Raw genomic sequence first — 12671 nt, forward strand, 5'->3', positions numbered from 1 at the left:
TCTCTTTGCTGATAAGTCCATTTTTTTATAACGGAGGTGGCTAGAGTGAAAGCCTGTGGCATTATCGTGGAATATAATCCCTTTCATAATGGACATCGCTATCATGCCCAACAAGCTCGCCAACAAAGCGGAGCTGAAGTAGTGATTGCTATAATGAGTGGAAATTTTTTACAAAGAGGAGAACCAGCCTTACTAGATAAGTGGGCCAGAGCAGAAGAAGCTTTGCAAAATGGTGTGGATTTAGTCATTGAATTGCCGACAGCTTGGTCGGTACAGTCTGCGGATTACTTTGCCAAAGGCGGTATAAAGTTATTGCAGGCGTTGCAATGTGAGAGCTTATGTTTTGGAACAGATAGTACAAGCGCAATTGATTATGCGGCTTTCGGCCAGTTTGTCCAAGAAAACCAATCCTTAATTGATCAAACGTTTCACACATTGACAGACAAACAATTGAGTTATCCACAAAAAATGACTGCTGTTTTTCGTCAAGTATATCCTGAAAGCAGGTTCGATTTTTCTTCGCCTAATCATATTTTGGGGATGAGTTATGCAAAGGAAAATGCCACGTATCCAACCCCGATGACGCTCTACCCAATTGCTAGAAAACAAGCGGGCTTTCATGATGCAACGATTTCTGGGAAAGTTGCTAGCGCCACGGCGATTAGGCAAAGTGTTTTTCAACAAGAAATAACGCAAGTACTGCCAACGGTGCCTTCTATAACCGCACAACATTTACAAACACAGGCAATGATTTCATGGGAAAACTACTGGCCCTTCCTAAAGTATAAAATTGTTCAATCCTCGTTAGAAGAGTTACAAGCCATTTACCAAATGACGGAAGGACTTGAATATCGACTAAAAGATCAAATCCAAGCAGCAGGTTCTTTTCACGAATTAATGGAACGTATGAAAACGAAGCGTTATACTTGGACAAGATTGCAACGATTAGCAACTTATATATTGTTAAATATGACCAAAGAAGAAGTTGAAACTGTTTGGCAAAACAGTTATCTCCATGTGCTAGGATTTACGCCAAAGGGACAAGCTTATCTAAAAGAAACCAAAGCACAGATTCAATTGCCGGTAATTTCCAAAGTATCTAAAGAAAACCGCGCAATGCTTTCGTTAGATATTCGCGCCAATCAACTATACCAGATGGGAGATTCTTCTTTAAAAGAACAAAATTTTGGTCGGTTTCCCTTACGATTTTCGCCAGATACCTAAAAAATACTTAACAAAAATCAGTTTCCCCAGTATAATAAACAAGGGATAAGATACTAACAACAAATCAGAGAAAGCGAAGTGAGAATATGGGCCGTAAATGGGCAAATATTAAAGAGAAAAAAGCTGCCAAAGACGCAAACAATAGCCGTGTTTATGCAAAATTCGGGATTGAAATTTACGTAGCAGCGAAGTCAGGAGACCCTGATCCTCATGCAAACCAAAAATTACGGTTTGTAATCGAACGCGCCAAAACATACAATGTACCAAAACATATTATTGATCGCGCTATTGAAAAAGCAAAAGGTTCAGCAGATGAACAATATTCTGAATTACGCTATGAAGGATTTGGGCCAAATGGTTCAATGGTCATTGTTGATGCTTTAACAAACAACGTGAACCGAACAGCAGCAGATGTGCGGGCCGCATTTGGTAAAAACGGCGGAAACATGGGTGTCAGCGGTGCTGTTTCCTACATGTTTGATAATACAGGTATCATTGGCTTTGCTGGTGACGATGCGGATGAAATTTTAGAATACTTAATGGAAAAAGACATTGATGTTCGCGATGTTGTTGAAGAAGACGGTCAAATTATCGTTTACACAGAACCAGAAGATTTCCACCATGCACAAGAAGCGTTAAAAGAAAAAGGCATTGAAGAATTCACGGTTACTGAGTTAGAAATGGTTCCACAAAACGAAGTAACATTAGAAGGCGACGATTTAGCGAACTTTGAAAAAATGTTAGACGTTTTAGAAGATTTAGAAGATGTTCAAAAAGTTCATCATAATGTAGATTTACCTGAATAATCCATTTGTTCGTTTGTTTTAAGATTTAGAAAGTGAGCCATCGGTCATTTTGACTGATGGCTCACTTTTTTTCATATAATACATAGAAAAAAGAAAGTTGATTGATAGGTCCATGTGACACAAAGCATTCAATGACAGGTTCAACTTTTGTCTGTTCCATAAATATTTGTCTAAACAGTTGAATTAATAGTACAATAGTCTAGTAAGATAGATCATTGAACGGGGTGAATAGGCGTGAAAAAGGGAATGTTCGCGTTTTTTGTCGGGCTAGCGGTTTTATCATTAACTGCTTGTCGGGAACCAAAAGAAAAGAAAGTAACCGCTTCAACGGAGGCATCCTCTAAAGTTGAAGAGACGAATGAAAAAACCAGTGAAACAATTGATAAGACAAACGAACAAGCGAGCCACAGTGTCGAGTCTAACGAATCAGTGAAAAATGAAGAGCCGACAGCTGATGGAAACAATAGTCAGCTAACTGTAGCTGATTTAGATACTACAGCGATTAATGCTGGCGATTTTACTACTTTAGTTGGAACATGGAAAAATGGTAAAGGAGAGAGTTTGATCATTCATCCTGATGGTAGCACAAATACTGGAGGAATGATTACGAAGGATTCACCTACTGATGAGTCGCGACCAATTACAAGCTTAAGTATTAGGTGGGGGCCTACTGGTGCTGCGTTATTATTATATAAAATTGGTGTTGAAAATCCTAACGGCGACCAATCGGATAAGACGAAACCACGATTGTTAATTACTCAAGATAGTGGAAATTATCCTGCGGAAGAGTATTACTATCGTTCTTCTGAAGAGGAAAATCAAGACCAAAATGAAGAGGCAAAAATCATCGATACACAAGAAAAAGCAGAGATATATATTAGAAAGACACTGACCGATGCAGAAAATAATGATACGAACCTTGGATTTTTGGGTATGAATGGAAATGACTTCTTTTTTAGAGCCCAATCGAAACAGATGGTTGCAAATGGAGGGACAGGGACTGTCGGTTTTTACAGAGTATCACCACAAGGAGCAGTCAGAATAACGGATGCACGAGGCAACTAAAGATAGTCTCGTGGCAATCTATTTAATTCCTATAAAAGTAGCAAAATAAGAATGAAATGATCACAAAATCTTCACATTTAGTTTGTAAGATATAAGCATATCAACAAACAACCTTAACAACACAAAACACTTTTTCATTTTTAACTCCTTTCCCGTCCTTACCCAAAGGGCGGGTCTTTTTTTGTGTAAAACTATTCGCTCAAGATACCAAAAAGCCAGCTTGTAGTAAGCTGGCTTTTAACTCTTTACATGTTGGCGCTTGTAGACACGAGATAATATTAAGGTGTTGGAACAGTTGGTGAATAGTTCGTTTTTCGACCATAAAGTTCTTGTGTCGCCGCCGAGATATACGCAGATGAATCTTTTCCTGGGAGGTTATACATTAGATAAATACCATATTGCTCCGCTTTTGTACGTTTAGCATATTGTGCAGCTAGATTTTGATTGACACCAACTTCAACGGCAGAAGCACCTAAACGAGAAGCAGGCATCCCCGCAATTTGTGGCGGATTCCAGGTACTATAATAAGGGTTCCAAGCATAATCAATTAAAGAACTCATTTGAGGATTAGCAGAAGAGTTCGCAGCCGCTGGTCCAATATTATAAAAAGTAATTAATTTATCATTGCCTAAGCGATTTCTTAAGGCTTGAAGTAACCAAATGAACGAAGAATTATTTGGTTGAGGCGTTCCATTTTTTCCGTATTCAGCATACTCATCATCAAAATCAATACCATCTAAATGATACGTATTAACGACTTGTTCTAATTGAGCTGCAAAGGCATCCGCACTTTCGTAAGTTGGGAAGTTAGCAAAGCCAGCGCCTTCATGGTTGCCTAAAATAGACAATAGGACTTTAGTGCCGCGTGCTTGAACTGGACGAATTTGTGTTTCAGCTTCGTTTAAAGTTTGTTGGACCCGTTCATTTAGATATAAGTAAGGTTTTTTATTGACCGTGTCATAATTAATATTGGCTGCAAAAATAATCCCCATATCAAAAGCAGGTTGATTGGTTCCAGCTAAAGTATATTTTCCCACATTGTTAAAATCGTGGTTATTTACTTCTACATACATGACTGTTTTAGGTGTAACAGTTGATGCTGCTTGTACTTCAAATGCAGGTAGTGCAAACAGTAACCCACCGACTAAAAGTATCAAACTTAAAAAAGTTGAAATAATCCCTGTTTTCTTGTTAAAAAAATGAGTGCTCAATTGATGCCCCATAACTTTCTCCTCCTATAAAATAAATATTATTTGTAAGCGCTAACAAAGATATGTTATCATTTTTATAATTTAAACACAAGAAGAAGAGAACAAAAGTGAGCAAATCCACAGAATATAAAAGCGTCCTTCGCAAAATGGTCTTGCGAAGGACTCTCTTTTACCAATCAAAGAGTAAGGCATAGCCTAAAGAAAGCAGCTCTCGACCAAAATTTTTGATATCTTTTGGAAAAGAAGAAGCCGCAGTGATGCCTGAAACATTTGAGATGCCTGCTCGCTTGGCTAAAAGTTGCGAGCGATACATGTGAAAGTCACTAGTAACAATCACTAGCCGTTTAAAAGAAAGGAGTTTTTGTGAATTGACAATATTTTCTTTGGTGCGTGTGGCACGATTTTCTAAGAGAATCTGTTTTTCTGGAACACCTTTATTTAGCAAGTATTGTTTCATAACCGCCGCTTCCGTAGCCGGCTCATCTGCTCCTTGCCCTCCGCTAACAATAACGGGTGTCTCGGGGTGTTGTTTAATATAGGGGATAGCCACATCTAACCGAGCTTGCAAAACACGGCTGGGCAGTGCGGTTTCTTTAGACGTCCCTAAAACACGGGCCCCTAAAATTAAAATAGCATCTGGTTTATCGGTGGGTTGCGTATTTTTGCCAGTAAAAATAAGTAGACCTAAAATCAAAAGAATACAAAAGCCAAAACTGACAATGGATAAACTTGTTATTTTTAACCAATGCATGAAACATCCCTCCTTGTAATGTTAGTGTATACGAAGTACCATAGAAAAAGCGATAGAAAACAAAAGACTTATAAAAAAATCTATGTTTTAATAGAAACTTTTGAAGAGAGGGAGCGAATGCATGCGTACAGAAGAAGAAATGTTTCAACTTATTATGGATGTAGCAAAACAAGAAGAACACATTCGAGCTGTGGGAATGGTGGGGTCTCGCACGAATGTGAAAGCGCCAAAAGATAGTTTTCAAGATTTCGACATTGTTTATATTGTAGAACCATGTGCTGAGTTTTTTGAAACAGCAACGTGGATAGCAAAATTTGGACAACCATTAATTATGCAACGTCCCAAGGAAATGACCTTATTTCCCACAGAACCGAAGACGCGGGAAACATTTTTAATGTTATTTGAAGATGGCCAACGTATCGATTTAACATTGTGTCCTCTCGCAGAAAAAGACAATTGGAATGAAGGCGATTCTTTAGCAATTATCTTGTTAGACAAAGATGAAAATTTACCACCTTTACCTGTAGCATCTGATAAAAATTATACAGTAACAGTTCCGGATCAGCAGCAATTTAACGATTGTTGCAATGAATTTTGGTGGGTTAGTACGTATGTAGTTAAGGGGCTTTGTCGGAATGAACTATTTTACGCTGTCACACATCTCTATGAATATTGTCAGCAGGAACTGTTGCGCTTGCTTTCTTGGCAAGCGGCTTGGCAGGAACCGGAGCCAATTTCTGTTGGGAAACAATTTAAGTATCTGAAAAATTATGTCACTCCTGACACGATGGATCAATTAGCATCATTGCTGGATTTTTCTAGTAAAGAAGCTTGTTGGAACAGCTTAATAAAGACACAAGCCTTTTTTGACGTCGTCGCTCAGGATTTTGCTAAAATGGCCCAGTTTACGTATCATTTACAAGAAGCAAAAAAAGTCACAGAGTATACAAATTCTTTAAGATTAAAGGATTTACAAGGAAAATAAGCTGAAAACAACGTAAAAATAGTGTATAATTGAAAAAATTAATCTGCGAGAGAAAGGGAACCTTTTTTGATTGTAGATCACCGCAGTTGTTTGTTGCCTAGTCTCTAAGAAATAAACCTAAAATTATTGATATAAAGGATGAACAAATGAAAAAAGAAGAAGTGCAAATGCGTAATACACGTCGTCAAAAATCAGGAAAAAATAATAAAAAGAAAGTAATTATTACTTCTTTGGTTGGACTAGCTCTAGTTGCTGGGGGCAGCTATGTTTATTTTCAAAGTCACTTTTTACCAACCACAAAAGTAAATGGAGTTTCTGTAGGCTGGTTAAATGTAAATGCTGCAGAAGAAAAATTAGCGCAAGTTAATCAAACCGAAGAAGTTGTGGTTCAAACTGGGACAAAAGAAGAAAAAATTCAACTTCCTAAAAAATACCAATTGGATCAAAAATTTTTAAAAGACCATTTACACAGTAGCAAGGTGAAGCTACCGTTAAACGAGGCATTCAAAAAAGAACTAGAAGCCAAATTAGCGACTTTAAGTTTTCCAGAGGGGAAACCAAGCAAAAATGCGAGTATCCGTCGAGGCATTGGCACTTTTGAAATTGTTCCCGAAGAACAAGGCACAGTAGTGGACACACAGCGCTTAAACCAGCAAATTATTGCGGATGTTGAAGCGGGAAAAGGCAACTATCAATACAATGCCAAAGATTTTTATAAAGCCCCTGAAATTACAAAAGAGGATCAAACGTTAAAGGCAACATTGACAACGCTCAATAACAAGTTAAATAAAACAATTACAGTTGATATTAATGGTGAAAAAGTAGCCTTTGATAAAACACAAATTCAAAACGTGCTGAATGATGATGGCACAATCAACAAAGAAAAACTAACTACTTGGGTGACACAATTAGAAACAACATATGGTTCTGCTAATCAACCAGTTTTATTTACAGATGTTCACGGTACGACACGTCGTTTTAAAAACAATGGAAGTTATGGCTGGTCGATTGATGGGGCCAAAACGCAAGAACTACTAGTAAACGCGCTGAATAGCCAAGAACAAACGAATGCAATCACTGCTCCGTTGGTTGGCGATACCAAAGAAAATAGTAAAATTGCCAATAATTACATTGAAATTGATTTAAAAGATCAAAAAATGTATTGTTTCATTGATGGCAAAAAAATAGTCACCACAGATGTCATTACTGGCAGATATAACAAAGGAACCGCAACAGTACCAGGATTCCATACAATTTTATATCGGACAACCGATGTGAATTTAGAAGGTCAAATGCTTGATGGTTCTCGATACAGTGTGCCAGTAAAATATTGGATGCCGTTATTAAGTCAAGGTGGCGTTGTCACACAAATCGGGATTCATGACTCCGACCATAAATTGGATAAGTATGGCGATAAAGAAGCCTTTAAAACCGATGCTGGTAGTAATGGCTGTATCAATACGCCAGGAACAGAAGTTTCAAAAATCTTTGATGTATCCTATGACGGAATGCCGGTAATTATTTATGGACATATCTATGATGATGCACCAGGTGAATTTGATAAACCTGTAGATTACGGAGAAGAAGTATAAAAATAGCTATTAGGCAAGACCGCACTTTGGTCCAGCGATGTATCTGAAAAGTAAAAATTGGAGACGTCAACCGTAACGACTGACGTCTCCAATTTTTTATTGACAAGCGTCATAACCCGCTCTATGATACAAACAGAACAAGCAATTTAAATTGGGGGAACGAAGATGCCATTTGTACATGTAGAATTAATTGAAGGCCGCACAGAAGAACAGTTAACTAATATGGTCAAAGATATTACAGAAGCTGTGTCAAAAAACGCTGGTGCACCAAAAGAGAATATCCATGTGATTGTCAATGAATTGAAAAAAGATCGCTATGCACAAGGCGGCGAATGGAAAAAATAAGTTTTCAGAGAATTTCTGTTGAATCACTTGCTTTTTCTGAAAATAAGTGGTTAAATAAGTGCATAAATGATTGATGAGAAAGACAACTGAACTTGCCCGCGATCTATTAGAGAGGAAAATCTTGGCTGAAAATTTTCCAGATTGGCACAAGGGATGACCACTTTCGAAACCTTTGTTGAAACAAAGGCGGTCGCACCGTTAACACGCTAGAGGAACACAGATTATTTGTGTTCAAAATTAGGTGGAACCACGATATTTTCGTCCTAGTATTCGTTAGAATACTAGGACTTTTTGTTTTTTAACAAGGGGAACAGGTGGCTGTTTCGTTTCATTGTGAAAAACAGGAACACAATGAAACGCTTCAAATCAAAAAAATTAAAAGGAGAGAATTTTATTATGTCTATTCACATTACTTTTCCAGATGGCGCTGTTAAACCGTTTGATTCTGGGGTTACAACATTTGATGTTGCTAAAAGCATTAGCAACAGTTTAGCCAAAAAAGCTTTAGCTGGTAAATTCAATGGTGTTTTAATCGATTTAGATCGTCCTATCGTAGAAGATGGTTCGCTTGAAATCGTGACACCTGATCATGAAGATGCTTTAGGAATTTTACGTCATTCATCAGCTCATTTAATGGCTAATGCCTTACGCCGTCTTTTCCCTAACATTAAATTTGGCGTAGGTCCTGCGATTGATTCTGGGTTCTATTATGATACAGATAATGGAGAATCCCCTGTGACAGCGGAAGATTTACCTGCAATTGAAGCCGAAATGATGAAAATTGTGAAGGAAAATAACCCAATCGTTCGTAAAGAAATCTCACGTGCAGAAGCGTTAGAATTATTTGCTGATGATCCTTACAAAGTTGAATTAATTACAGATTTGCCAGAAGATGAAATCATCACTGTCTATGATCAAGGCGATTTTGTTGATTTATGTCGTGGTGTTCACGTCCCTTCAACAGGACGGATTCAAGTCTTTAAATTACTTTCAGTAGCTGGTGCTTATTGGCGCGGAAACTCTGACAATCACATGATGCAACGGATTTATGGCACTGCCTTTTTCGATAAAAAAGATTTAAAAGAATTTATCAAAATGCGCGAGGAAGCCAAAGAACGTGACCACCGTAAATTAGGAAAAGAATTAGATTTATTTATGGTTTCACAAGAAGTTGGTTCAGGGTTACCTTTCTGGTTACCAAAAGGCGCAACCATTCGTCGTACAATTGAACGTTATATTGTGGACAAAGAAATTAGCTTAGGTTACCAACATGTGTATACACCAATTATGGCAGATGTGGAATTATACAAAACATCTGGTCACTGGGATCATTACCATGAAGATATGTTCCCACCAATGGATATGGGCGATGGCGAAATGCTGGTATTACGTCCAATGAACTGTCCACACCATATGATGGTTTATAAAAATGACATTCATAGTTACCGCGAATTGCCAATTCGAATCGCTGAATTAGGGATGATGCACCGCTATGAAAAATCTGGCGCATTATCAGGGTTACAACGTGTTCGTGAAATGACTTTAAACGATGGCCATACTTTTGTTCGTCCTGACCAAATTAAAGACGAATTTAAACGTACTTTGGAGTTAATGGTGGCAGTCTATGCTGACTTTAACATTACGGATTATCGTTTCCGCTTAAGCTATCGTGATCCAAATAATACAGACAAATATTTTGATGATGATGCGATGTGGGAAAAAGCACAAGCGATGTTAAAAGCTGCCATGGATGAATTAGAATTAGATTACTTTGAAGCAGAAGGCGAAGCTGCCTTTTACGGTCCGAAGTTAGATGTTCAAGTAAAAACAGCTTTAGGAATGGAAGAAACATTATCAACCATCCAATTAGACTTCTTATTACCAGAACGTTTTGACTTAACTTATGTTGGCGAAGATGGTGAAAATACACATCGCCCAGTTGTTATCCACCGTGGTATTGTCTCAACAATGGAACGATTTGTGGCTTACTTAACAGAAGTTTACAAAGGCGCTTTCCCTACTTGGTTAGCACCAATTCAAGCAACTATTATCCCAGTTTCTGTAGAAGCGCATTCTGAGTATGCTTATGAAATCAAAGAACGTTTACAAGCACAAGGCTTACGTGTTGAAGTCGATGATCGTAACGAAAAAATGGGCTACAAAATTCGGGCCTCTCAAACACAAAAAGTACCTTATCAATTAGTGGTCGGGGACAAAGAAATGGAAGACGCAACGGTGAACGTCCGTCGTTATGGAAGCAAAGAAACGTCTGTCGAAGATTTATCAATTTTCATTGACAGCATGGCTGCTGAAGTTCACAATTACAGCCGTTAAAAAAAGAGAAAAAGTCAAAAGGACTTCTGAATTCAGAAGTCCTTTTGACTTTTTTCAACAACAAAATAATTAAATATTTCCTTAGAGCTAGGAATAATCCTGATTTTTTGACTATTTTTTGTTACAATGAGAATGCGAAACTTTTTAGTGAAGGGACTAGAGGTATGAAGAAAAACTCATTTATAGATAAAATAAAAAAAACAGATGCCGCAGCAAAGAGTCAACGAGGTAGAAAGCCACATATTCCTTTTCGATTGAACTTATTATTTTTTGTGATATTCACTTTATTTGTTTCATTAATTGTCCGTTTAGGGTATTTACAGATTGTAGAAGGAGAAGAGTTTAACAAAAAAATCACTGCCAATTCTTCACTACAAATCACGACACCATCCCCTCGAGGACAAATTTATGATTCACAAGGAAAAGTCTTGGTTTCTAACAAAGCCAATTTAGCAATCACTTACACACGAGGAAAAAATATTGAAGGAAAAGATATTTTACCTATTGCGAATAAAGTCAACGAACTTATTAACGTTCCAGTTGATCCAAACTTAACGGATCGTGATAAAAAAGATTATTGGTTAGCGAATCCTGAAAATTTAAAAGCAGCCCAAGCCCGTTTAACCGATCAAGATAAAGAAGATGAAAAAGGCAACAAAATTACGGACGAAGGCACATTATATGCCAAAGCAGTTGAAAAAGTCACCCCTGAAGAAATTGCGTTTGATGACCGAACCTTACAAGCAGTAACGATTTTTAAACGAATGAATGCAGCGTCACAAATGAACACGGTCTTCATCAAGAATGAAGGGGTAACAGAAGGTGAAATTGCGACAATTGGTGAACACACAGCGGAAATATCTGGTGTTTCAACAGGGACTGATTGGACGCGTGATTATTCTCAAAGTGGCGCATTACGTAGCCTGTTGGGCACCGTTTCAACTGAAAAACAAGGATTGCCAGCCGAAGAAGTCGATGAATATTTGAAAAAAGGCTATGCACGAAATGACCGTGTTGGAACTAGCTATTTAGAAAAACAATATGAAGACGTTCTACAAGGTAAAAAAGCAAAATCAGAAGTCGTTTTAGACAATAATGGAAAGATTGTTTCACAAACCCCAATTTCCAAAGGGGAAAAAGGCTCCAACTTAAAATTAACGATTGATTCAAATTTCCAAAACAAAGTTGATGAAATTTTACAACGAAACTATTCACAAATAGTCAAAACCATTGGACCATACTCAGAAAATGCGTATGTCGTTGCTATGAACCCTCAAACAGGAGCTATTTTAGCGATGTCAGGATTTCATCATGATTTAGCAACTGGAGAAGTCACACCTAATCCTTTAGCACCTATTTTGAATTCTGAAGTTCCTGGATCAGTTGTGAAAGCAGGTACTTTAACAGCGGGTTATGAAACAGGCGTCATTAAAGGCAATGATGTTTTAACAGATGAAGCTATTTTACTAGCAGGTAGTAATCCAAAAGCTTCTTGGTGGAATGCTTCTGGCGGAACAACCATGCAATTAACTGCGGAGCAAGCGTTAGAATATTCTTCGAATGCCTATATGATGAAATTAGTCTTTAAAATGATGGGTGTGAATTATTATCCCAATATGATTTTCCCTTATGAAGTAGGAGATGACACTGTCTTTAAAGAATTAAGAAAAGCTTTTGCAGAATATGGTATGGGAACGAAAACTGGAATTGATATACCAGGAGAAACAACAGGAATTCAAAACAAGGACTTTAAGGATTCGTCATCTGCGCCACAAGGCGGTAATCTTCTTGACCTATCTTTTGGGCAATATGATACCTATAGCGCGTTACAATTAGCACAGTACGTTTCCACTGTCGCAAATAATGGCATCCGCGTACAACCCCATGTGGTAGAAGGAATCTATGGCAATGATGAAAATGGAGCTTTAGGAAAAATTTTAAAAGAAATTGAACCAAAAGTTTTGAATAAGGTGAATATTTCTGAAGACCAGATAGGAATTCTTCAACAAGGTTTCTATAATGTGGTAAATGGAACTAGTCCTTTTACAACTGCACGTGGTTTAAAATCAGACAAGTTTTCGATTGCTGCTAAAACAGGGACCGCCGAAACGCAAGCAACAGATGCTAATGGAGTAAACCATACAACGGTTAATAGTAACTTGGTGGCTTATGCGCCGTACGAAAATCCTGAAATTGCAATTAGCGTTGTTTTACCACACTTAAATGATGAATCTTCCAAACCAAATCAAACGATTGCCAAAGAAGTTTTAGAAGCGTATATGGAAATGTACAAAAAATAAAATTTGTAAAGTAGTTCTACTTTACAAATTTGCCCAAAAGGGTAGTCAAATGACAAAA

10 protein-coding genes are annotated in these 12671 nt (G+C 37.6%); 8 read left to right on the top strand and 2 right to left on the bottom strand.

Annotation, left to right across the window (positions count from 1 at the left end):
* Positions 1-36: 36 nt before the first annotated feature.
* The 3 genes from IGL80_RS02885 (at position 37) to IGL80_RS02895 (ending at position 3095) form a co-directional block, all read left to right on the top strand.
* A complete protein-coding gene (locus tag IGL80_RS02885; protein WP_002359389.1) occupies positions 37-1224 on the top strand; it encodes a nucleotidyltransferase in 1188 nt (395 codons plus the stop codon).
* 86 nt (positions 1225-1310) lie between these two features.
* Positions 1311-2030, top strand: coding sequence for a YebC/PmpR family DNA-binding transcriptional regulator (locus IGL80_RS02890; RefSeq protein WP_002356305.1), 720 nt, complete (start codon positions 1311-1313; stop codon positions 2028-2030).
* 234 nt (positions 2031-2264) lie between these two features.
* Positions 2265-3095: a DUF6287 domain-containing protein gene (locus tag IGL80_RS02895; RefSeq protein ID WP_002359390.1), complete on the top strand. Its 831-nt coding sequence runs from the start codon at positions 2265-2267 to the stop codon at positions 3093-3095.
* A gap of 278 nt (positions 3096-3373) precedes the next feature.
* Here IGL80_RS02895 and IGL80_RS02900 read toward each other — a convergent pair whose 3' ends face one another.
* Both IGL80_RS02900 and IGL80_RS02905 read right to left on the bottom strand, forming a co-directional pair.
* Positions 3374-4318, bottom strand: a complete 945-nt coding sequence (locus tag IGL80_RS02900) for an endo-beta-N-acetylglucosaminidase (protein ID WP_002382461.1) — start codon at positions 4316-4318, stop codon at positions 3374-3376.
* A 157-nt stretch (positions 4319-4475) separates the two neighbouring features.
* A complete protein-coding gene (locus IGL80_RS02905) occupies positions 4476-5057 on the bottom strand; it encodes a YdcF family protein (RefSeq protein WP_002359392.1) in 582 nt (193 codons plus the stop codon).
* 121 nt (positions 5058-5178) lie between these two features.
* Here IGL80_RS02905 and IGL80_RS02910 point away from each other — a divergent pair, with 121 nt between their 5' ends.
* From IGL80_RS02910 to IGL80_RS02930, 5 genes are all read left to right on the top strand, one after another.
* On the top strand, positions 5179-6042 hold the full coding sequence (locus IGL80_RS02910; protein WP_002359393.1) for an aminoglycoside 6-adenylyltransferase: 864 nt from the start codon (positions 5179-5181) through the stop codon (positions 6040-6042).
* A 146-nt stretch (positions 6043-6188) separates the two neighbouring features.
* Positions 6189-7634, top strand: coding sequence for a L,D-transpeptidase family protein (locus IGL80_RS02915; RefSeq protein WP_002359395.1), 1446 nt, complete (start codon positions 6189-6191; stop codon positions 7632-7634).
* A gap of 165 nt (positions 7635-7799) precedes the next feature.
* Positions 7800-7979, top strand: coding sequence for a 2-hydroxymuconate tautomerase (locus IGL80_RS02920; RefSeq protein WP_002356318.1), 180 nt, complete (start codon positions 7800-7802; stop codon positions 7977-7979).
* A gap of 396 nt (positions 7980-8375) precedes the next feature.
* On the top strand, positions 8376-10313 hold the full coding sequence (gene thrS / locus IGL80_RS02925; RefSeq protein WP_002359397.1) for a threonine--tRNA ligase: 1938 nt from the start codon (positions 8376-8378) through the stop codon (positions 10311-10313).
* Positions 10314-10477: 164 nt separating this feature from the next.
* Positions 10478-12613, top strand: a complete 2136-nt coding sequence (locus tag IGL80_RS02930; protein ID WP_002359399.1) for a peptidoglycan D,D-transpeptidase FtsI family protein — start codon at positions 10478-10480, stop codon at positions 12611-12613.
* Positions 12614-12671: the final 58 nt, after the last annotated feature.

It is taken from the genome of Enterococcus sp. DIV2467a (genome assembly GCF_050532945.1).
Taxonomy (GTDB): Bacteria; Bacillota; Bacilli; order Lactobacillales; family Enterococcaceae; genus Enterococcus; species Enterococcus faecalis.